Source organism: Pseudarthrobacter leeuwenhoeki (assembly GCF_055412885.1).
In genome coordinates this window covers 16,188-38,297 of sequence record NZ_JBVAYY010000014.1, presented here as the reverse complement: position 1 = coordinate 38,297, position 22,110 = coordinate 16,188, and the positions used below count along the sequence as shown (strand labels likewise).

Here is a 22,110-nt window from a genome sequence, read left to right as displayed (position 1 = left end):
AGAGCGCCTGGTTTAGAGCGCCTGGTTTAGAGCGCCTGGTTTAGAGCGCCTGGTTTAGAGCGCCTGGTTTAGGGCGCATCGTCTAGCCCTCACCGTCCGGCGGCGGCCGCGTCGCCGTCGTCGTCGGTGAAACCGCGTTTGCCGGCCGCCTGCTGCACCACAGCCTCCAGTTCGTCCGAGCTGAGCAGCTCCGGGTGCAGGTGCTTGGTCCGGTAACCGGCCCGGCCGACCATATGCGCGGACACCGGCACGGTGAGCAGTTGGAAGATCCACGCCACCACCAGCACCGGCCAGACCCACCAGGTGCGCATTTGCAGGCCCAGCGCGAAGAGCAGCAGGAACAGCCCCAGCACCTGCGGCTTGGTTGCTGCGTGCATCCGGGTCATGAGGTCCGGGAAGCGGAGCAGGCCCACCGCCGCGGCGAGGGACATCAGGGCGCCGACCACCATAAAGACCGCCGAGACGGCGTCGATCACGGTATCGCCGGAAAATGTCTCAGGATTCACGGATCTTCTCCCGACGGTCGGCAACGAAGCGGGCGACCGTGACCGAGCCGACGAACCCGATCAGGGACACCGCCACTAACAGCATGAGGTTGTTGAGGTGCCGGTTCGCGGCCATGTCGATACACAAGGCGGCGCCCACGATGGCCAGCAGCACGTCCGCGGCCAGCACCCGGTCCAGCAGCGAGGGCCCGCGCGCGATCCGGATAATCGCGCCTCCGGCGGCCAGGGAGAGGACCACGGCGGTCACGGTCAGGACCAGCTGCATCATGCTGCCACCTCCTGGTTGAGGGCGGACAGTTCGGCTTTGGTGCCCATGATCCTGATCAGTCCCGCTTCCGTGTCGCGGACGTCCTTGCGCAGCTGCGCGGCGTCGGCGGCGCTGCGGACGTTGATGCCGTGGATGTAGAGCGTGGACGTGGATCGGTCCACCTCCACGACCAGTGAGCCGGGGATCAGCGCTGTGACGTGGCCGGTCGCGGTGACCAGCAAGTCGGAATGGCTCCGGAGCGGGACCGCGACGACGGCGCTGATCACCCTGGGACCCTTGGCCACGGCCAGGTAGAGGACCTGGAAGCTCGCTGCCACCACTTTGGCCAGGAACATCAGGGCGAACGGAACCGCCCGGAGCGCGTTGAAGCGTCCGCCGAGTTCCACCGGCGGCAGGTAGAACAGCCGGGCCACCAGGACGGCGATGAGGGCACCGAAGAGCAGGTTCCCGGGGCTGAAGTCCCGCCAAAGGGCGCCCCAGACAATCACGAGCCACACCAGCAGCGGGAGTTCCTGCCGCAGCGAGATCCGTTTCCGGCTCATTTGGACACCGCCTGCTGCTCGGGCCGGGCGATCGCGGGGACCGGCGCGTCCTCGCCGAGGACCGCCTGGATGTACGGGGTCCGGTCCAGCATGTCGACCGCGGACTGGTCCGCCACCTTGAACAGCGGGCCCGCGAAGATGGTCAGCCCGACGCCGAAGATGACCAGGCCCAGGGTGGAACCCACCATGGTCCGAGGCAGCAGGGTGACGTTGGTTTTGCCCGCCCGGTCCCCCGTGGCCGAATCCTCGGGGGCGGCCAGCAGCACCGGATCGGGGTGTTCGGCGTCCTCGGGCTTGCGCCAGAAGGCGCGGTTCCAGACGCGGGCGATAGCCAGCAGGGTCAACAGGCTGGTCAGCACCCCGCCGATCACCAGGGCATAGGCCAGCGGGGTTCCCAGCTGCACCCCGGCCTGCAGCAGTCCGAGCTTGCCCAGGAAGCCGGAGAGCGGCGGGATCCCGGCCAGGTTCATGGCCGGGAGGAAGAACAGCACCGCCAGCATCGGGGACAGCTTCGCGAGCCCGGCGACGCGGTCCATCGAGGAACTGCCGCCGCGGCGTTCAATCAGGCCGGTCACCAGGAAAAGGCTGGTCTGGATGGTGATGTGGTGCGCCACGTAGAAGACGGCGGCGCCCAGCCCGGCCACCGAGGACATCGCAAGTCCAAACACCATGTAGCCGATGTGGCTGACCAGGGTGAAGGACAGTAGTCGTTTGATATCGCTCTGGGCCAGGGCGCCCAGGATTCCCACAATCATGGTCAGCAGGGCGGCGACCATCAGCGGGGTATTGAAGGTGTCCCCCGGGAACAGCAGTGTTTCGGTTCGGACGATCGCGTAGACGCCCACCTTCGTGAGCAGGCCGGCGAACACCGCCGTGACCGGGGCCGGCGCCGTCGGGTAGGAGTCCGGGAGCCAGAAGGACAGCGGAAAAATGGCCGCCTTGATGCCGAACGCCACCAGCAGCATCACGTGCAGCAGATTCTGCGTGCCCTCGTCCAGGTCCGCGAGCTTGATGGCCAGGTCGGCCATGTTGATGGTACCGGTGGCGCCATAGATCATCGCGATCGCGATCAGGAAGAGCACCGAGGACACCACCGAGACCACCACGTAGGTCACGCCGGCCCGGATCCGCGGCCCCGTCCCGCCGAGGGTCATCAGCACGTAGCTGGCGGTCAGCAGGATCTCGAAGCCCACGTAGAGGTTGAACAGGTCCCCGGAGAGGAAGGCGTTGGACACCCCGGCCACCAGGATCAGGTAGGTGGGGTGGAAGATCGACACCGGCGCGTCCCGGTCACCGTCGGCCATACCCTGCCCGGTGGCGTAGATCAGCACGGCAAGACTCACGGCGGAGGAGACCACCAGCATCAGCGAGGAGAACTGGTCCACCACCATCACGATGCCCCACGGCGGGAGCCAGCCGCCGATGTTGACCGCCGCCGTTCCGCCGTCCCAGACGGAGGCCAGCAGCCAGCACTCAAGGACCAGCGTCAGGGACAGCAGCGCAATGCTCACGGTCCGCTGAGCCCGCGAGTGCCGGATCAGCAGGAAGGTCAGGGCAGCGCCGAGGATGGGAAGGAGGACGGCGAGCGGGGCGAAACTGGCAATGTTCACTGTCCGCCTCCTTCCTTGGGTAGGGAGACATTCAGGGATCCGGGCTGTTCCTCCGAGGCGGCCGCCCCGGCGTTCAGCGTGCGGTCGGCGGCCCTGACCGCGGCCTCGGCGCCGCCGGGAACGTCGGACACCGATTGGCCGTCCGAGCCGATCATGGTCAGGGGGAACTCGGAGGTCTCCACCGGGATCACGGAGTCGTCCTCGACGTCGAAGCTGGGAGTCTTCGCGACCCGGCGGTCCTCGGCGTCGTCCTGGATCTCATCCTCCCGGGCCAGAACCCAGGTCCGGTAGATGATACCGAGCATAAACGCCGTGACGGCGAAGGAAATCACGATCGAGGTGAGGATCAGGGCCTGCGGCAGCGGATCGTTGTACTCCCCGGCGGCCGTGTCCTTGCTGTACATCGGCGCCAGGCCGGCATAGCCGCCGGTGGCGAGGAGCAGCAGGTTGGTGGCGTTCGCGAGGAGCATCAGGCCCAGCAGGACCCGGGTCAGGCTGCGTTCGAGGATCAGGTAGATGCCGCACGCATAGAGAGCCCCCATGACCGTCAGCAGGGTCAGGTTGACGCTCATACTTTCCCCTCGGATGTGGTCCCGGCCGGAACCCCGCCGGTGTCCTGCCCGTCGGCCTGCCCGCCGGCCTGCTCCTCGGGCTGTCCCGCCGGGTGTTCCTCGAAGTGTTCGTCGATTTCGGCGCCGAGGCTGCGCAGCACGTCCAGCACCAGGCCGACGACGACTGCGTACACGCCGATGTCGAAGATCGTGGAGGTAACGAACTTGACGTCGCCGAAGACCGGCAGCCAGAACTCGATGATGGCGGTTTGGAACACCTGGCCACCCAGCAGCAGCGGCGCCAAACCCGAGGCCGCCGCGGTGGCGAGACCGACGCCCAGCAGGGTGCCGGCGCTGATCGGGGTGGCTTCGCGCAGCTCGAAGCGGCCGCCGGCGAGGTAGCGGACGGTGAGCGCCAACCCGGCGGTGAGGCCGCCGGCGAAGCCTCCGCCGGGGAAGTTGTGGCCCGCGAGCAGCAGGTAGATGGAGAAGACGATGATGGAGTGGAAGACCAGCCGAGTGACGACTTCGAAGATGATCGAGCGGCGTTCCGGCGCCATAGTCCGGCCTGCGACGAGCCATGCGTCCCGGCTGGAGGCCCCGAACCGGCGGCTCATGGCCAGCGCGGCATCGTCACGGGTCGTTCCGCGGCTGGTGCCGGGGCGTCGGCGTCCGACGGTCCCCTCGGCCACAGTGGAGGAGGCCCGGATCCCCTCGCCGCGGCCCCGGACGAAGATCAGGCTGGCAACCCCGGTAGCCGCCAGGGCCAGCACCGAGAGCTCCCCGAAGGTATCCCAGGCGCGGATGTCCACCAGGGTCACGTTCACAATGTTCAGTCCGCCGCCGCCCTCGTACGCCAGCTTCGGGAACTCAAGCGACACGGGCGCGGCCACCCGGGCGCCCAGGGCGAAGATGGCGACAAAAACCATGGTGATACCGAAGGCGGCGCCGATGATCACACGCACCACCCGGTACTTCCCTCCGGTCCGGTCGCGCAGTTCGGCCGGGAGGCTGCGCATGGCCAGGACGAAGGCCACCAGGATGATGGATTCCACCAGCATCTGGGTCAGCGCGAGGTCCGGGGCGCCCTGCAGCGCGAACATCAGGGCAATGCCGTAGCCGCTGACGGACACCATCAGAACGGCCAGGAAGCGCTTGTCGGCGCGCACCGCGGCCAGCGCCCCGATCACAATTCCGGCACCCACCACGATCTGCAGCGGGGAGTTGGGGTCGATGAAATAGAGGTCTTGTGGCAGCGGTTTGTTGGCCAGCACCAGGACGGTCAGCGGCAGGACGAACGCCACGGTGAGGATAACGGACAGGTAGAAGAACAGCGAACCCCGCTGGGTCCGGCCGGTGATCCAGACCGCGGCGTCGTCGAGCGCGCCGATGGTCAACTGGTAGGTCCGGTCACCATCGATCCAGCCAGGGACCAGACCCTGGAGCCGGGAGACCGCGTTGCGGCCGTAGAACATGGCCAGGCCGAGGGCGAAGGTGATGGCGGTCAGTCCCAGGGCCGGCGTCAGCCCGTGCCACAGCGCAAGGTACCCGGCGGCGGCCGCCGGGTCCTCGCCGTCGGGCACGAACAGGGCCGCGTAGGGCTGGATCCAGCCGTCCACCGGGGCCGGCCACAGTCCATAGACGATGGTCAGGACGCTCAGGATGGCGGGGGCCGCCAGGAAAGCCGGTTTGATCGGTTTGAACGGGGTGGTCTCGACGCCGGGCTTGACGGCGAAGGCGCCCCACATGAACCGTGCACTGTAGGCGAAGGTCAGGATGGATCCCAGGACCAGGCCGATCAGGATCCCCTGGCCCCACGGGCCGGCGGCGGGGCCGGTGCTGTAGTGGACGAAGGCTTCGAAAACCGATTCCTTCGCGACGAAGCCGGCCAGCGGCGGGATGCCCGCCATCGACGCGGCGCCGATGGCGGCCACGATGGCGAGGGCGCGGGAGGAACGGTAGACACCCGAGAGCTTGCGGATGTCACGCGTTCCGGCCTGGTGGTCGATGATGCCCACCACGAGGAAAAGAGTGGCCTTGAAGAGTCCGTGGGCAAGGAGCAGGGCAAGGCCGGCCAGCGCCGCGTCGGGTTTGCCGAGCCCCACGACCATGGTCAGGAAGCCAAGCTGGCTGACCGTGCCGTAGGCCAGGATGAGCTTGATATCCGTCTGCCGCAGCGCCCGGTAGCCGCCGACCAGCATCGTGGCGAGGCCGAGGCCGAGCACCACCGGCAGCCAGTACGCTGTGTCCGCGAATCCCGGCGCCAGCCGTGCCACGAGGTAAATGCCGGCCTTCACCATGGCCGCGGCATGCAGGTAGGCGCTCACCGGGGTGGGGGCCGCCATGGCGCCGGGGAGCCAGAAGTGGAAGGGAACAAGCGCCGATTTGGTGATCGCACCGATCAGAATGAGTACGACGGCGGCGCCCACGGCCCCCGCGTCGGGTCCGGCCACGAGGGCGGGCGCCAGTTCCAGGACGGTCGAAATCCGGTAGGTTCCGGCGTTGAAGCCGAGGATGATCAGGCCCACCAGCATGGCCAGGCCGCCGGCCGTAGTCACGATAAGGGCCTGCAGGGCGGAGCGCCGCGCTGAGAGCCGGGTCCGGGCGTAGCCGATCAGCAGGTAGGACAGGACCGTGGTGAGTTCCCAGAAAATGAACATCAGGAGCAGGTCATCGGCCGTCACGAGGCCGAACATCACCCCGGCGAAGGCCAGCAGTTGGGCGCCGAATCCGCCGAGGTACTCGTCCTTGTCTTTGAAGTACCGGGCGCAGTAGACCAGGACCAGCGCCCCCACGCCGAGGACGAGCAGCGACAGGACCCAGGCGAGGGCGTCCATCCGGAAGGCCAGCTCAATGTCCAGCTCGGGGATCCAGGGCAGGACCTCGGCCGGGCCGGCGCTGGCTCCACCGCCGCTCTGGTCTGCACCGGAGCCGGAATAGACGGCGCCGTGCTGCAGGAGCAGCCAGACGAACGATCCTGCGGGCACCGCCGCGAGGGCGTAAAACGAATTCCGGCCGAACTTCCGGAAGAGAAATGGTGCCACAGCAGCCACCGCAAAGTGCACGGCAAGGACTGTGATCACTGGTATCTCCGCAACGTCAGGAACTCGGTTGTCAAAAAGTTGGAGCAGGCGGGGTATTCGTTAGGTTCAGTCCGGACAGTTTACCAAGCGTGCACAAATTCTTTTCGCACGGTGCGCCGGGACCCGGGCACACTGCGGATAGCATTCTCGCTATGAACTCCGCTGCTGCCCCAGAGGCCATTCGTGCCGCCTCCGAACTGGAATCCGGAAGCCCGGTCACCCGCAAGGGCCGTATTCTCGCGTGGGCAGCCTGGGACTGGGGCTCGGCCGCCTTCAACGCGGTCATGACCACGTTCGTCTTCACCGTGTACCTGACCTCCAATGCCTTCGGCGGCGAGGACCAGGCCTCCGCGGTCCTGGGCGGCGCACTGGCCATCGCCGGTGCCGCCGTCGCGCTGCTGGCGCCTGTCACCGGGCAGCGCTCGGATACCAGCGGGCGCCGGAAGCTGTGGCTGGGGGTCAACACGGCCGCCGTTGCGCTCCTGACCGCCCTGTGCTTCTTCGTCTTCCCGCGTCCGGAGTTCCTGTTGCTGGGCGTGACGCTGATTGCGCTGGCGAACGTATTCTTCGAGTTTGCCGGCGTGAACTACAACGCCATGCTCGCCCAGATCTCCAGCCCGAAGAACATCGGCAAGGTCAGCGGCTTCGGCTGGGGCATGGGGTACCTCGGTGGGATCGCAGCGCTGGTGATAGTGCTCCAGCTCTTTGTCCAGCCCAGCTTCGAGTGGTTCGGCGCCTCGACGGAGGACGGCCTGAACATCCGCCTGGTCGCGGTGTTCTCGGCCCTGTGGTTTTTCATTTTCGCGTTACCCGTGCTGTTCGCCGTGCCGGATCTTCCCAGAACCAAGCAGGGCACCAGCCTGGGGTTCCTGGCCTCTTACGGCCTGCTGGTGCGGCGGATCAAAGCGATCTACCGGACCAGCCCGCACACCATCTACTTCCTGCTCGCCAGTGCTGTCTTCCGGGACGGGCTTGCCGCGGTGTTCACCTTCGGGGGCATCATCGCTGCCGGCACCTTCGGCTTCGAGCTCAAGGACGTCATCTTCTTCGCGATCTTCGGGAACGTGGTGGCCGCCGTAGGCGCCATCATGGGCGGCTTCCTCGACGACCGGATCGGGCCGAAGTCGGTCATCACCGGGTCGCTGGTGGGCCTGCTGATCGCCGGCTCGATGATCCTCGTCCTCGGCAACGGGAACCATTCCTTCTTCGGCATGGACTGGGCCGGCACCACCACGTTCTGGATCTTCGGCCTGTTCCTGTGCCTCTTCGTGGGCCCGGCGCAGTCCTCCTCACGGGCCTACTTGGCCCGGCTTGCCCCGCACGGCGAGTCCGGAGAGCTGTTCGGGCTCTACGCCACCACCGGCCGGGCCGTCAGTTTCCTCGCCCCCGCACTTTTCACGCTGTGCATCACGGTGGCTGCCCCGCTGGTGGAGCCCGGCGAGGCACAACGCTGGGGCATCCTCGGCATCATGGTGGTGCTCCTGGCCGGGCTGCTGCTCCTGCTCCCGGTCAAGGCGCCGGACGAGACCGACATCGCGGTGGTCCCCGCGCCCTGATGCTGCCCGGATGGCCCTCCGGCCCACTAGGCTGGAGGAATGAACGTGGATGAAACGGACCTGCCGGGACTGGGCCGGCGCAAGGACTTCATGACCGCCTCCGGGCGGCGGATCGGCGTCGTGGAATACCGCGAGGGCCAAACCGAGCTGATCGTCTCCACGTGGGACGATCCGGACACCTGCCAGGCGTCCATCCCGCTGACCGCGGAGGAAGCCACTGCGCTGGGAAACCTGCTGGGCGGCCAGCGGCTGGCCATGCAGCTTTCCGAAGCCCACCGCGAGGTCCCGGGGATCGTCACGCGGCAGTTCTCCATCGGCCCCGATTCCCCCTTCCGCGGACAGCCGATGGGCAAGGCCCGCATCCGGACCCGAAGCGGTGCCTCGATCGTCGCCATCATGCGCGCAGGCGAGGTGCTCCCCTCGCCGGGACCGGACGCCGTCCTGCAACGCGGCGACCTCCTCGTTGCAGTGGGAACGCAAGAAGGCCTGGACACAGCAGCCGGCATCCTGCGCAACGGCTGACAGTATGGATCCGCTCGCACTGACCCTGATTGAACTCGGGGCCGTCGTCTTTTGCCTCGGCCTCCTGGGGCGGCTGGCGGGGCGGATCGGCATGTCCCCTATCCCCCTGTACCTGCTCGGAGGCCTGTTCTTCGGTGTCGGCGGGATTGTGAAACTCGAAGGGATGCAGGAATTTACCCACCTCTCGAGTGAGATCGGGGTCATCCTTCTCCTGCTTATGCTCGGATTGGAATATACAGCCGCCGAGCTGGTCACGGGACTGCGCCGCTCCTGGCAGGCTGGCGTCCTGGACCTGGTCCTGAACTTCCTGCCGGGCGCCCTGCTCGCGGTCTTGCTGGGCTGGGGAGTCGTGGGGGCGATGGTGATGGGCGGGGTCACCTACATCTCGTCCTCGGGGATCGCCGCCAAGGTCATCACGGACTTGGGCCGGATCGGTAACCGCGAAACTCCGGTGGTGCTCTCGATCCTCGTGTTCGAGGACTTGGCCATGGCGGTCTACCTGCCGATCCTGACGGCGACCCTGGCCGGCGTCAGCTTCGTCGTGGGGCTGCAGACCGTCGGGATCTCGCTCGCCGTCGTCACCGTCGTGCTGCTGGTGGCACTGCGGCACGGGCACCATGTCTCCAAGGCCGTGCACAGCGAAAACTCCGAGGTCTTCCTGCTCAACCTGCTCGGGGCCGCACTGCTGGTCGCCGGGCTTGCCTCGGCCATGCAGGTGTCCGCGGCGGTGGGGGCCTTTATGCTCGGTATCGCCATCTCCGGGGCCACCGCGCACAGCGCCACCAGGATCCTGGAGCCATTGCGGGACCTTTTCGCAGCAATCTTCTTTGTGGTCTTCGGCCTCAACACAGATCCCTCCACCATCCCGCCCGTGCTCGGCTGGGCCCTGCTGCTGGCTGTCGTCACCGCCGCCACCAAGATGATCACGGGCATCTGGGCGGCCAAGCAAGCCGGGATCGGCCGGCCAGGGCGATTCCGCGCCGGCGCCGCACTGATCGCCCGTGGAGAGTTCTCCATTGTCATCGCTGGCCTGGCCGTCGCCTCCGGCGTGGTGCCCCAGGAACTCGCGGCCCTTGCCACCGCGTACGTGCTGATCATGGCCGTGACGGGCCCGCTGGCAGCCAGGTTCGTGGAGCCGGTGGTGGCGCTGCTTCGCCGGCCGTCGAAACCGCCGACGGTGCGGACGGCGGACGGCGTCTAGCGATTCGCCGCGCGGCCGAGGCGTCTAGACGTTCGTGCGGTGGAAGTTCAAGTGGCTGCGGCTCGCCGTCGGGCCGCGCTGGCCCTGGTAGCGGTTGCCGTACTCGCCGGACCCGTAGGGGTACTCGGCGGGTGAGGTGAGCTGGAAGAAGCACAACTGGCCGATTTTCATGCCCGGCCACAGCTTGATCGGCAGCGTCGCCATATTGGATAGTTCGAGCGTCACGTGTCCGGAGAAGCCCGGATCGATGAATCCTGCGGTCGAGTGCGTGAGCAGGCCCAGCCGTCCCAGCGAGGACTTACCCTCAAGCCGGGCGGCGATGTCGTCGGGGAGCGTCACTGTTTCGTAGGTGGAGCCGAGGACAAATTCTCCGGGGTGGAGGATGAACGCCTCGCCGGCCTCAACCTCCACCAGACGTGTCAGTTCGGGCTGTTCCTCCGCCGGGTCAATATGGGCGTACTTGTGGTTGTCGAAGAGCCGGAAGAACTTGTCGATCCGGACGTCAACCGACGACGGCTGCACCATGGCAGGGTCAAACGGCTCCAGAACAATCCGGTGGGAGTCAATTTCGGCACGAATGTCGCGGTCAGAGATCAGCACAGTCCCAAAATTACCGTACTCGCCGGGGACAAAAGTGCGCGGGGCGAGTGTTACAGCCCCGTTGCTCTTCCAGAACCGACTTGAGCTGCTCCAACTGGCAGACTTCGGCCTTCATCCGGCGGCGGAACGGGAACTTCAGCCGGGCCAGGAAACCCCGGGGCTCGCATTCCAGGGCGAAGCGGACGCGGGTGCTCCGGCCTTCCGCGCTCAGGTAGAAGCCGCCGCGCGTGAGCTCCGGACCCCCGGGACCCTGTACTGGGTTTCCGCCCCGGGCCGCGCCTGGGTGATCTCGAAATCCCCGCCGACGGCGCGTCCGCCGGGGCCGGCGACGGTCTGCCGGTACACGGCGCTCCTGCCGGGCGCTGAGGGGCGAGCGCGGACGGCCCGTCCACGGCCTGCCAGGGAGCCGTTCCCGGATCCTGCGTCACCCGCCAGATGAGTCCGGCCGGCGTCGACGGCGGCCTCGGCCGCGGCACCACAGCCTACGACCCGCTGCTACGGCGATCCGACGGTCCGCCCAATGCTTGCCTCGGCCCGCTCGAGAAGGGTCCGTTGGCCGCGTCCAGGCGGGTGATCGGAGACCTCTGCAGCAAGGGCGGCTGACGGCGCGGGGACTGCGCAGGGACGGAACGCGTAACGCGTCCCGTCCCTCAATCTTCTCCCCTGGTATCCCGGCTGCGCGCCCTGGACGCGACCAGAAACCGGCGCGGGTGTTCTGAGAAGGCTTCCGGCTGGGGTAAGGTGAATCTCGTTGTTCCCCGGGACCAAGTCCGGCCTTTCGGACAGTCCCATTGCGGCTGTAGCTCAATGGTAGAGCGCTAGCTTCCCAAGCTTGATACGCGGGTTCGATTCCCGTCAGCCGCTCCAATTCCCCGCACGGCCATGGCCGGGACCCAGCCCGGCGGACCTCCCGGGCCGATAGGCCGCTACCTGTATCCTTCGAAGTCAGGAACCTCTCCGGTTCCGCTACAGGAGCGATCATGGCTGACAATTCCCCCCGTCCCGCAGAGTCCCAAAAAGAAGTGAGCGGCGCCATGAGCCGCCTCACCCTCGGAGTCCTTGCCAGCACGCGGAAGACTGACGAACGGCGCCTCCCGATCCACCCCCTCCATCTTGACCGCATCGCCCCGGAGCTGCGGCAGCAGCTGATCCTGGAAGAGGGTTATGGCAAGCGCTTCGGCGTCTCGGACGCCGACCTGGCACCGCTGGTGGGGCGCATCGTCCCCCGTGCGCAGCTGCTGGCCGAGGCCGACATCGTCCTCCTGCCCAAGCCCCAGCCTGAAGACCTCGCCGAACTCCGGGACGGTCAGGTCCTGTGGGGCTGGCCGCACTGTGTCCAGGACCGGGCGATCACCCAGCTGGCGATCGACAAGAAGCTCACCCTGATCGCCTTCGAGGCGATGAACCACTGGGCCCGCGACGGCGGTTTCGGCCTCCACGTCTTCCACAAGAACAACGAGCTGGCCGGCTACTGCTCCGTGCTGCACGCCCTGGCACTGACGGGATCCACGGGGGTCTACGGCCGCCGCCTGAGCGCCGTCGTCATCGGCTTCGGGGCCACGGCCCGCGGTGCCGTCACTGCCCTCAACGCCCACGGCGTCCATGACGTCCAGGTGCTGACCAACCGCGGGGTTGCCGCGGTGGGCTCCCCTATCCATTCGGTGCGGATCGCGCAGTTCGACCACGACGACAAGGCGCCGTTCCGCAGCGAGGTCATCACCGACCGGGGCCGTTTGCCGCTTGCGCCCTTCCTCGCCGCGAGCGACATCGTGGTCAACTGCACCCTGCAGGACCCGAACGCGCCGCTGACCTACCTGCACTCCGAGGACCTCAACGCGTTCCGGCCCGGCAGCCTGATCGTGGACGTGTCCTGTGACGAGGGCATGGGCTTCAGCTGGGCGAAATCCACCACCTTCGCCGAGCCGACGTTCAAGGTCGGGGTCCATATCGACTACTACGCGGTGGACCACAGCCCGTCCTACCTGTGGAATTCCTCCACCTGGGAAATCAGCGAGGCGCTGCTGCCGTTCCTGGAAACCGTGATCACCGGCCCCGGGGCCTGGGCCACGAACGAGACCATCCGCCGCGCGATCGAAATCCGCGACGGCGTGATCCTCAACCCGGACATACTGCAGTTCCAGCAGAGGAACCCGGAGTACCCGCACCTGCCCGTGGCCGGCCAGGTCGGCTAGCGGTTCTTCCGGGATTCCGCTGCATAAACGGACTGCCGCTGCGTGGATCCACGCAGCGGCAGTCCGAAAACGGTGCGGAATAGTTAGGGTGTGGCGGCCGCGGGCTGCCCGCCCTGGCTCCGCCCGTCCCCCCGGCCGGCCTCCCTGCGGATGATCTTCACGAGCCGCCGCCGGTCCTTCAGGTCCACCTTGAGCATCAGCTGGCCACGGCGCGCCAGCACGACGGCGACCGTCGCCGCGGCCAGTGCCGGCACCCCGCCGGAGACAAGGATGGCCGTGTGCGGATCCACATGCTCAGCCAGCCAGCCGATCATCGGCCCGCCAATGGCCTGCCCGCCGATCAGCACCATGATGTACAGGCTCATGACGCGCCCGCGGATGGCCATATTGGAGCTGATCTGAACCAGCTGGTTGGCGGCGGTCAGGAACATCAGGCACCAGAACCCGGCCAGTACCATCGCCGCCCCGAACCACACCATGGAGGGCGCCAGCGAGGCTAGGCAGAGCATCAGCCCGTACATTCCCGCCCCCAGCATCACCGAGCGAAGCCTCAGTTCCCGCCGGCGGGCGGAGGTGATGGCCCCCGCCAACGCCCCGAGCGCCACCAGCGCGTTCAGCAGACCGTAGCCGCCGGCACCGACGTCGTAGACCGTGTCCGCGAAGGCCGCCAGCAGCACCGGCAGGCTCATCGCGAACACGGCAATGAACCCGGCCATCAGCCACGGCCAGTAGATGGTGGGTTTGCTCAGCGCATAGTTCAGCCCCTCCCGCAGCATGCCCTTGCGCTTGGGCGCCGGCGCGCTGATGTGCAGCTGGTCCTTGCGCAGCGTGAGCAGCATCGCGACGGTGAAGCAGCAGGCGACGGCGTTCGCGGCAAACGCCCAGCCGGCCCCCACCGCGGTAAGCAGCAACCCGGCGAGCGCCGGTCCGATCAGGCCGCCGAGCTGGAATGTCGTGGAATTCACGCTGATGGCGTTACGGAGGTAGGCCGGGCCGACGAGTTCATTGACGAAGACCTGCCGCGCGGGCTGGTCCAGCACAGTGACCAGTCCCAGCGCCAGGGCGATCACGTATACGTGCCAGACCTCGATCCGCTGGCTCAGCGCCAGCACCGCGAGGATGGCCGCCAGCACGGCTGCCACCGATTGGCACAGCATCAGGATCTTCCGTTTGGCGAAGCGGTCCGCCATCATGCCCGCCCACGGGCCCAGGAACAGCGAGGGAAGGAACTGCAGCGCCACCGTGATCCCGACGGCGGTGACGGAACCGGAGAGCTGGAGTACCAGCCAGTCCTGGGCAATCCGCTGCATCCAGATGGCGGTCACGGCGATGAAATGCCCGATCGCGAAGATACGAAAATTGCGGACTTTCAGCGAAATGAAGGTGTGGCGCCATGGAAGCCGCTGGCTGACGACGGCGATCGGCGTCGTATTGGCGTCCGGCAGTGCAGATACGTTGGCCTCTAACGGCGGAGGGGATGCCACAGAAAGTCCTCAAAGGAGCGGGTGAGCGGGCTGCCTTAACGCTAAGCTGGCCGCATCAGATTGTGGAAGCTTATTCACCGCATAACTCGCATTACGAAACGCAATGCGGCGCGAAAGCGCCGCATTTCAGGAGAGCGCATGTTCGAACCCGCCCAGCTGCGGTCCTTCCTGGCCGTGGCGGAAACGCTGAGCTTCACCAAGGCCGCGGACCGGCTGGGCCTGGCGCAGCCGACGGTCAGTCAGCACGTGCGCAAGCTCGAGGCCGCCGCGAAGCGGGTCCTGGTGGCACGGGACACCCGGGACGTGCGCCTGACCGACAACGGGGACGCCATGGCCGGGTTTGCCCGCAGCATCCTGTCCGCGCACGACGCCGCCGCCCGCTACTTCTCCGGCTCGGCCATGCGCGGCCGGCTGCGTTTCGGCACGGCTGACGACCTCGCGATCACCGGCCTGCCGAGGGTTCTGAGGGAGTTCCGGCAGGTCTACCCGCAGATCAACCTGGAACTGACAGTGGGCCAGAGCACCCAGCTCTACAAGCGGCTCAACGCCGGCCAGCTGGACCTTGTCTTCGTCAAATGGGTGGCCGGGGCCAAGGAGGGCACGGTGGTGCAGCAGGACTCCTTCGCCTGGGTGGGCCTGGAACAGACCTCGCTGGACCCTGCCGAGTCCGTGCCGCTGATTGCCTACCCTGCTCCCAGCCTGAGCCGGAAGCTGGCCATCGACGCGCTCGAATCCGCCGGCCGGACCTGGCGGATCACCTGCACCACGCGGCAGATCAGCGGGGTGCTGGCCGCAGTCCGTGCCGGTATCGGGGTGGCGGTCATGCCGTCCTCGCTGGTGCCGGAGGACCTGTTGGTCATCACCCGGCGCTTCGACCTGCCGCCGGTGGGCGACGTCGATTTCACCCTGATCCGCAACCCGCTGGCCAACACCGAGGTGATCGAGGCCCTGACCCAGACCATCGCGGGCCGGACTTTGAAGCACCCCGCCTGAGTGGCCGGGTGGGCGCCCTGCGTACTCGCCTGTGTACCTACGCGGATTGCGTACTTACGCATACCATTGATCCACTCGGGTTTGTGGCCTATCCTGAAGATGTTGAAGGTCAAGCAGAGGCCAATGACAACGATTCGAAATACGAACGCTGTCCTGTGTGTCTGCCGTGCGGCGACCCTCCGGAGGCGTTCGGGATAGGCCGACAATGACGCCAGCCGTAAACCGCCCCCACACCCCCGCATCAGTCCGCGGCCTCAAGCGGGTGGGCCCGCTTTCCCAGGTGGTGCACCGCGGCTCCGCCGCGAACCACCCCAGTCGCGGACGTTTGGACCCGCACTCTGCGACCCTGGTGGAGGCCGAGTACGTCGGCAGCCCGGACTGTGAACGCTGCGGGACCGACGAGTTCATCTACCTTGAAACCTTTGTCCCGGCCACTCACCACAGAGACGGTTCCATCAAAAATCTGGGCGAAGTCACGTACTTCTGCTCCGGTTGCGACGACTTCTCCGCCCACGCCGTACCTGCCTCGTGGGTTCCCCCGGGCTGGTACTTCGGCTGAGCCGTCAGGCTCCGAGCCACCTAAACCACGAGCCGGGCGGCCACTATTGGAGGGTGGCCGCCCGGCTCGTTTTGTTGCCCGGGGTGTGGGGGCCTCCGGAGAGGCGGCTCCCTAAATCAGTCCCTCCGAGATGTTGCTCGGGGTGCCGAATCGGTGCGCCGTGATGCTGACGGCCTGCTCGTGCAGGAACGGCAGGAGTTCAATGCGCCCGGCTTCGGTGACCGGGTTTGAGTAGACCGCCAGGTCCGGTCGTCCCCCGGTCGCCTCGGCAAGGGCCCTGGCGTTCCCGCCGATGAGCCGGATCCGCGAGACTGGGAGCCTGGCCGCGCCGGCAAGCTTTTCCGCGGACGCCAGCCAGTCGGCGTCGTTCCCGACGGTCACGTCGATGCCGAGGCCGGAGAGCACGGTGCGCAGTTGGGCGGGGAGTTCGACGGCGGTGGACACCGTCAGTGCGGAGCCCGCCAGGACGCCGGCCGCCAGGGTCCGGACCAGGTGGGCGAGCGGTTCGCCTTCGGAGAGCCGCACCGTGACCGGCAGTGCCCGGTAGCGGAAGATATTCCGTTCGGCGCTGAGCCCGGAGACGTCCTTGGCGGTGCCGAATTCCTCGGCCCAGGCGAGGGCGTCCGAGGCCAGGGCGCGCTGCAGCTGTTCCAGCTCGCCGTCGGCCAGGAAGCCCTGGGCTGCCTGCCCGAGCCGGTGGACGCCGGCATGCGCGGCCGCCTTGCCAGCCGCGGCGCTGGGCTTGCTGACCCAGCCGCCGAGCCCGGCGAGGTAGTTGGGCCCGCCGGCCTTGGTGCCGGCGCCGACGGCGGACTTTTTCCAGCCGCCGAAGGGCTGGCGCCGCACGATGGCGCCGGTGATGCCGCGGTTGACGTAGAGGTTGCCGGCCTGGACGGTGTCGAGCCAGACGCCCACTTCCTCCGGGTTCAGCGAGTGCAGGCCGGAGGTGAGTCCGTACTCGATCTGGTTCTGGATAGCGATGGCGTCCTCCAGGGTTTCGGCGGTCATCACGCCCAGGACGGGGCCGAAGAATTCGGTGAGGTGGAAGTAGGATCCGCGGCGCACGCCGTACCGGACGCCCGGGCTCCAGAGCTTGCCCGTCCCGTCCAGCTGCTGCGGCTTGACGGCCCAGCTTTCGCCTTCGCCCAGGGTGGTGAGCGCGTCGAGGAGCTTGCCACCGGCGGGTTCGATGATCGGACCCATCTGGCTGGACGGATCCTCCGGGTAGCCGACCTTCAGGGACGTGACGGCGTCGATCAGCTGGTTGTGGAACCGCTTGGACTTGGCCACGGAACCCACGAGGATCACCAGCGATGCGGCAGAGCACTTCTGCCCGGCGTGGCCGAAGGCGGAGTACGCGACGTCCTTGGCCGCGAGGTCCAGGTCGGCACTCGGGGTGATGATGATGGCGTTCTTGCCGCTGGTCTCGGCCAGCAGCGGCAGGTCCTGGCGGAAGGAACGGAACAGTTCGGCGGTCTCGTAGCCGCCGGTGAGGATCACCCGGTCCACCGCGGGATGGGAGATCAGCTGCCGGCCAAGCTCCCGCTCGCCCAGCTGGACCATGGTCAGCACGTCCCGCGGGACGCCGGCCTCCCAGAGGGCCTCGATCATCGCCGCACCACTGCGGCGGGCCTGCTTGGCGGGCTTGACCACAACGGCGGAGCCCGCGGCGAGGGCGGCCAGGGTGGAGCCGGCCGGGATGGCCACCGGGAAGTTCCACGGCGGGGTGACCACGGTGAGCTTCGCCGGGACGAAGGTGGCGCCGTCGACGTTGTCGAGCCTGCGGGCCGCTTCGGCGTAGTAGTGCGCGAAGTCGACGGCCTCGCTGACTTCGGGGTCGCCCTGGTCGATGGTCTTGCCGGTTTCGCTTGCCATGACCTCCAGCAGATCGGCGCGGCGGGCTTCCAGGACATCGCCGGCGCGGTGCAGGATCGCCGCACGCTCGTTCCCGGAAAGGGCGCCCCAGGCCTTGCCCTTTTCCACCGCGGCCTCGACCACGGTATTCAGGGTCTGCTCATCGTTGATGGTGGCTGCGGCCACGGCGGCGTTGCCAAGGCTCGAGGACGGGACCCGCTCCAGGATGGCGCGGCCCCAGCCGCGGTTTGCCGGCAGCGAGGGGTCGGTGTCCGCGGTGTTCTCGAAGGAGTCGTGCGGCATCGGCCCGGCCGGAAGGCAGCGGTTCTGCCGTCGGTTGGGCGGCGGGACCTCGCCGTCGAGCCTGGCGAGGGAGGCGAGGAAGCGCTGCTTCTCGCGCTCGAAGAGGGTTTCGTTCTCGCTGAGTTCAAAAACGGCGGACATGAAGTTGTCCTGGCTGGCGCCTTCCTCGAGCCGGCGGATCAGGTAGGCGATCGCGACGTCGAACTCGGCGGGGTGGACCACCGGAGTGTAGAGCAGGAGCGAGCCGACGTCTTTTTTGACGGCTTCGGCCTGGCCCTGGGCCATGCCGAGCAGCATCTCGAACTCGATGCCGGATTCCACGCCGCGCTGCTTGGCGAGAAGCCAGGCGAAGGCGATGTCGAAGAGGTTGTGGCCGGCGACGCCGATCCGGATGTTGCGGATCCGGTCGGGGTGCAGCGCGTAGTTGATGACGCGTTTGTAGTTGGTGTCCGAGTCCTGCTTGGTGCCCCAGGTGGCGAGCGGCCAGTCGTGCAGGGACGCCTCGACCTGTTCCATCGGCAGGTTGGCGCCCTTGACCACGCGGACTTTGATCGCGGCACCGCCGTCCGCGCGGCGGGCCGAGGCCCAGTCCTGCAGGCGGATCATGGCGGCGAGCGCGTCCGGGAGGTAGGCCTGCAGCACGATGCCGGCCTCGAGGTTTTTGAACTCCGGCTTGTCCAGGATCCGGGTGAAGACCGCGATGGTCATGTCCAGGTCCTTGTACTCCTCCATGTCCAGGTTGATGAACTTGGCCTTCCCTCCGCCGGCGGCAAAGGACGCGGCGCGGGTGAAGAGCGGGGTGAGCTTCTCGACCACATGCTCCACGGCCTCGTCGAAGGCCCAGGCCGAGTGCGGGGCCACCGTGGAGGAGACCTTGATGGAGACGTAGTCGACGTCGGGGCGGGCCAGCAGCTTGTGCGTTCCCTCGAGGCGGCGTGAGGCCTCATGTTCGCCAAGCACGGCCTCGCCCAGGAGGTTGACGTTGAGCTTGATGCCGTCCTTGCGGATCCTGGCGATGGCCGGGCCCAGCTTGGCGTCGGTGGCATCGACGATGAGGTGGCCGACCATCTCACGGAGCACCCGGCGGGCGATCGGGATGACCACCTGCGGCAGCACCGGAGCCATGGTGCCGCCGAGGCGGACGGCGCCGCGCATGTACCAGGGCAGGAAGGCAGGGACCTTGGGGGCCAGTACGGCGAGGTTGCGGGCGGCGACGTCCAGGTCCTCGGGGCGGACGACGCCGTCGACGAACCCGACGGTGAAGTCCAGGCCATTGGGGTCCTTCAGGACGCCGGCGAGCTGCTGCGCGGAGGCGTCCACCGGGACCTTCGCCGCCTCTGTGAGCCAGTGGTGTACCAGCCCGATGGTTTCCCCGGCGAGGGCTGCGGCCTCAAGGACCAGGGAGCCTACCGAGGAGGGTGCGTGCCCGGCCGTGCTGCCGGTGTTCGCTCCGGACTCCGTTGAAATGTTGGTCATGGCTGGTACTCGTTCTTTCTCAAAATAGGGACCGTTCCAGATTCAGTATGCGACCGGATTTTCATAAGATAAAGCGATGTTTTCCGAGCAATACTGGTTAGAAAAGTCGAACGTTCTCCGCCGGCGCGAAACCTCCAGGAACACGCGAATGCGCTATCACTTTTGGTTCCCAAAGACGGGTTTGGGACGGGTTTGGGAACCAAAAGTGATAGCGCAACTCGGTCGTGGTGCTGTCAGCCGACGTGGCGGTGCATCTCCACGAGCTCTTCGTGCCGCGGGCTGTCCGGGTTCATCAGCGAGTGCTTGCGGCCGTAGCCGAAGTAGATGACCAGGCCGATGACGAGCCAGACCCCGAAGCGGGCCCAGGTCTCCCAGTGCAGCTGGAACATCAGGAACGCCGATGCCAGCACACCAAAGGCCGGAACCAGCGGCATCAGGGGAAGCCGGAAGGTGCGGGGGGCATCGGGCTTCTTGTAGCGGAACACGATGACCGCGAGGCAGACGACGACGAAGGCGGCCAGGATGCCGATGTTGGTCAGGTCGGCGACGGCCTTGATCGGGAACACGCCGGCGAGCAGCGCGGAGGAGATTCCGGCGATCCAGGTGACGCGCTGCGGCGTGCCGTGGCGGTCCGTCTTGGAGAACCAGCCGGGGAGCAGCCCGTCGCGGCTCATCGAGAACCAGACGCGGGTGACGCCGAGCAGGAAGGTGAGCATTACGGTCAGGATGGACAGCACGGCGAAGACCGAGATGATCGTGGCGATGACCGGCAATCCCACGCTGTTGAATGCCGAGGCGAAGCCGGCCTTCGGGTCGATGTCCTGGTAGTTCTGCATGCCGGTGAGCACCAGGGTTGCAGCGACGTAGAGGAGCATCGCGATGATCAGGGACATGATGATGGCCTTGGGCATGTGCTTCTTGCCGTCCTTCGCCTCTTCCGCGGCGGTGCTCATCGCGTCGTAACCGAACACGGCGAAGAACACCGTGGCCGCACCCGCCACGACCGGGCCGAAGCCGCTGGGCATAAAGGGGTTGTAGTTGCCGGTGTCGATGTAGAAGATACCGAGGCCAATGATGAAGAGGATCAGGATGACCTTGATCGCCACGGCAATGAGTTCGAAGCGGCCGAAGGTTTTGGTGCCGCGGGACAGGATCCAGGTCACGATCAGGCAGACCACGATTGCCGGGATGTTGACGATGCCACCGGTGCCTTCATCCGGCGTCGCGGTCATCCAGACCGGCATGTTGATGCCGATGCCGGTGAGGAAGGCGTCGAAGTAGCCGGAAATGCCGATGGCCACGACGGCCACGATCGCGATGTATTCCAGCAGGAGGTCCCAGCCGATGAACCAGCCGATAATCTCGCCGAGCGCGACATACCCGTAGGTGTAGGCCGACCCGGCCCGCGGGATCATGCCCGCGAACTCCGCGTAGGACAATGCGGCCGCCGCGGAGGCGAGGCCCGCGATCAGGAAAGAGAACAGCACTGCCGGGCCGACGCCGGGTGCCGTCTCGCTGCCGTGGGCCACGAGGCCCGCCAGGGAGAAGATGCCAACGCCAATGATGCCGCCGACGCCGATGGCGGTCAGCTGCCAGAACCCGAGGCTCTTCATCAATCCGCTGTGCAGGTTCTCTTCCTCGATGTCGTCGATGGGCTTGCGCCGCATGATCGACCTGTCTATATCTTTTGTACTCATCAGGGTCTCCTGCTTAGGTGTGGCGCCCATCAATCCACCCTGTGATGGGAGTTACTGAACGACTACAGTATGCAAGCCAGATTGCATTAGATAAAGTGAATTTTCCTAATCAATAACCATTAGAAATAGCAAAGGAATAGCGATGCTGGATGTCCGGCGGTTGCGCCTGCTGCGCGAACTGAAGATCCGGGGCACCCTCGCCGAAGTCGCGGAGGCGCTCCAGTACAGCCCCTCCTCGGTCTCCCAGCAGCTGGCCCTCCTGGAAAAGGAAGCCGGCGTCGAACTGCTTCGCAAAACCGGGCGCCGGGTCCAGCTCACGCCTCAGGCCGAAGTCCTGGTGGCCCATACGGCGCAGCTGCTGGAAACGCTGGAACAGGCCGAGGCCGACCTGGCCGCCTCGCTGACCACCGTGACGGGGACGGTCCGTATCGCTGTCTTCCAGTCCGCGGCGCTCGCCCTGATGCCCGACGCCCTCACCCGGATGTCGTCACGCTATCCCGAAGTGCGGATTGAAATGACCCAGCGGGAACCCGAAACGGCGCTTCATGAGACCTGGGCGCGGGACTTTGACCTGGTGATTGCCGAGCAGTACCCCGGACACGCGGCACCCCGGTACGCCGAACTCGACCGGCTCCGGCTCACCAGCGATGCGATCCGCCTCGCCGTTCCGCCGCGCTCCCCCGAACGGCCCGCAGTTACGTCCCTTCCGGACACCGCCGGGCTGGCCTGGGTCATGGAGCCGCGCGGGACGGCGTCACGGCATTGGGCCGAGCAGGCCTGCCGCAGCGCCGGGTTCGAACCCGATGTCCGCTACGAGACAGCTGACCTGCAGGCCCAGATCCGGCTGATCGAATCCGGCAACGCCGTGGCCCTCATGCCGGATCTCGTCTGGACCGGGCGGGGGACGACGTCGCAACTGATCACCCTGCCGGGCGAGCCGCACCGGACCATCTTCACCTCGGTGCGGCGCTCCAGCGCCAAGCGACCGGCCATCCTCGCCGCCCGGGAGATCCTTGCCGAGACGGCCGCTTCCATCCCGCCGGCCGGCCCGTGACGCGGCCGGCGACGTTGCCTGGCTCACAGCACTGCCGTCGGGCCGGCGCTAGACTGGGT

The 22,110-nt window shown here is 67.1% G+C and carries 17 protein-coding genes and 1 tRNA gene; 8 read left to right on the top strand and 10 right to left on the bottom strand.

Translation table 11 applies throughout. The features are described 5' to 3' along the window. Positions 1–89 precede the first annotated feature (89 nt). The 6 genes from mnhG to ACZYX4_RS13610 are packed head-to-tail and all read right to left on the bottom strand — an operon-like array spanning position 90 to position 6,560. Positions 90–506, bottom strand: a complete 417-nt coding sequence (gene mnhG / locus ACZYX4_RS13635; RefSeq protein ID WP_463876732.1) for a monovalent cation/H(+) antiporter subunit G — start codon at positions 504–506, stop codon at positions 90–92. Beyond that, the gene (locus ACZYX4_RS13630; protein WP_463876730.1) at positions 496–774 is read right to left on the bottom strand and encodes an MrpF/PhaF family protein; all 279 of its coding nucleotides are present in this window, start codon (positions 772–774) and stop codon (positions 496–498) included. Before ACZYX4_RS13630 ends, mnhG begins: the two co-directional genes overlap by 11 nt. Continuing rightward, the gene (locus tag ACZYX4_RS13625) at positions 771–1,316 is read right to left on the bottom strand and encodes a Na+/H+ antiporter subunit E (protein WP_463876728.1); all 546 of its coding nucleotides are present in this window, start codon (positions 1,314–1,316) and stop codon (positions 771–773) included. Before ACZYX4_RS13625 ends, ACZYX4_RS13630 begins: the two co-directional genes overlap by 4 nt. Then, on the bottom strand, positions 1,313–2,926 hold the full coding sequence (locus ACZYX4_RS13620) for a Na+/H+ antiporter subunit D (RefSeq protein WP_463876727.1): 1,614 nt from the start codon (positions 2,924–2,926) through the stop codon (positions 1,313–1,315). The genes ACZYX4_RS13625 and ACZYX4_RS13620 overlap by 4 nt, the downstream gene beginning before the upstream one ends. Further along, positions 2,923–3,498, bottom strand: coding sequence for a Na(+)/H(+) antiporter subunit C (locus tag ACZYX4_RS13615; protein ID WP_463876725.1), 576 nt, complete (start codon positions 3,496–3,498; stop codon positions 2,923–2,925). Before ACZYX4_RS13615 ends, ACZYX4_RS13620 begins: the two co-directional genes overlap by 4 nt. Further along, positions 3,495–6,560 (bottom strand): Na+/H+ antiporter subunit A, encoded by a 3,066-nt coding sequence (locus ACZYX4_RS13610; protein WP_463876723.1) that lies wholly within the window; start codon positions 6,558–6,560, stop codon positions 3,495–3,497. Before ACZYX4_RS13610 ends, ACZYX4_RS13615 begins: the two co-directional genes overlap by 4 nt. A 152-nt stretch (positions 6,561–6,712) precedes the next feature. Here ACZYX4_RS13610 and ACZYX4_RS13605 point away from each other — a divergent pair, with 152 nt between their 5' ends. Genes ACZYX4_RS13605 through ACZYX4_RS13595 form a run of 3 tightly spaced genes read left to right on the top strand, consistent with a single transcriptional unit; the run spans position 6,713 to position 9,839 of the window. Then, positions 6,713–8,116, top strand: coding sequence for an MFS transporter (locus tag ACZYX4_RS13605; RefSeq protein WP_463876721.1), 1,404 nt, complete (start codon positions 6,713–6,715; stop codon positions 8,114–8,116). 39 nt (positions 8,117–8,155) lie between these two features. Beyond that, positions 8,156–8,638, top strand: a complete 483-nt coding sequence (locus tag ACZYX4_RS13600) for a cation:proton antiporter regulatory subunit (RefSeq protein WP_463876719.1) — start codon at positions 8,156–8,158, stop codon at positions 8,636–8,638. A gap of 4 nt (positions 8,639–8,642) precedes the next feature. Further along, positions 8,643–9,839 carry a cation:proton antiporter gene (locus ACZYX4_RS13595; RefSeq protein WP_463876717.1) on the top strand — a complete coding sequence of 399 codons (1,197 nt, stop codon included), beginning with the start codon at positions 8,643–8,645 and terminating at the stop codon, positions 9,837–9,839. A gap of 24 nt (positions 9,840–9,863) precedes the next feature. On the opposite strand, the gene dcd is transcribed toward ACZYX4_RS13595, so the two are convergent. Beyond that, complete coding sequence (gene dcd / locus ACZYX4_RS13590) at positions 9,864–10,439, bottom strand: dCTP deaminase (protein WP_463876716.1); 576 nt, start codon at positions 10,437–10,439, stop codon at positions 9,864–9,866. Positions 10,440–11,232: 793 nt separating this feature from the next. On the opposite strand from dcd, the gene ACZYX4_RS13585 reads away from it, so the two are divergent. Together ACZYX4_RS13585 and ACZYX4_RS13580 are read left to right on the top strand one after the other, a co-directional pair. Continuing rightward, positions 11,233–11,306, top strand: a tRNA-Gly gene (locus ACZYX4_RS13585). A 167-nt stretch (positions 11,307–11,473) separates the two neighbouring features. Then, positions 11,474–12,631 carry a N(5)-(carboxyethyl)ornithine synthase gene (locus tag ACZYX4_RS13580; protein ID WP_463876870.1) on the top strand — a complete coding sequence of 386 codons (1,158 nt, stop codon included), beginning with the start codon at positions 11,474–11,476 and terminating at the stop codon, positions 12,629–12,631. 83 nt (positions 12,632–12,714) lie between these two features. On the opposite strand, the gene ACZYX4_RS13575 is transcribed toward ACZYX4_RS13580, so the two are convergent. Further along, positions 12,715–14,115, bottom strand: a complete 1,401-nt coding sequence (locus tag ACZYX4_RS13575; protein ID WP_463876714.1) for an MFS transporter — start codon at positions 14,113–14,115, stop codon at positions 12,715–12,717. A gap of 138 nt (positions 14,116–14,253) precedes the next feature. On the opposite strand from ACZYX4_RS13575, the gene ACZYX4_RS13570 reads away from it, so the two are divergent. Beyond that, positions 14,254–15,108 (top strand): LysR substrate-binding domain-containing protein, encoded by an 855-nt coding sequence (locus ACZYX4_RS13570; protein ID WP_463876712.1) that lies wholly within the window; start codon positions 14,254–14,256, stop codon positions 15,106–15,108. Between the two features lie 205 nt (positions 15,109–15,313). Beyond that, positions 15,314–15,667, top strand: coding sequence for a hypothetical protein (locus ACZYX4_RS13565; protein ID WP_463876710.1), 354 nt, complete (start codon positions 15,314–15,316; stop codon positions 15,665–15,667). Between the two features lie 111 nt (positions 15,668–15,778). Here ACZYX4_RS13565 and ACZYX4_RS13560 read toward each other — a convergent pair whose 3' ends face one another. Together ACZYX4_RS13560 and ACZYX4_RS13555 are read right to left on the bottom strand one after the other, a co-directional pair. Further along, positions 15,779–19,300 (bottom strand): proline dehydrogenase family protein, encoded by a 3,522-nt coding sequence (locus ACZYX4_RS13560; protein ID WP_463876708.1) that lies wholly within the window; start codon positions 19,298–19,300, stop codon positions 15,779–15,781. Between the two features lie 233 nt (positions 19,301–19,533). Beyond that, positions 19,534–20,997 (bottom strand): amino acid permease, encoded by a 1,464-nt coding sequence (locus ACZYX4_RS13555; protein ID WP_463876707.1) that lies wholly within the window; start codon positions 20,995–20,997, stop codon positions 19,534–19,536. Between the two features lie 142 nt (positions 20,998–21,139). Here ACZYX4_RS13555 and ACZYX4_RS13550 point away from each other — a divergent pair, with 142 nt between their 5' ends. Continuing rightward, positions 21,140–22,051: a LysR substrate-binding domain-containing protein gene (locus ACZYX4_RS13550; RefSeq protein WP_463876705.1), complete on the top strand. Its 912-nt coding sequence runs from the start codon at positions 21,140–21,142 to the stop codon at positions 22,049–22,051. The last annotated feature ends 59 nt before the right edge of the window (positions 22,052–22,110 follow it).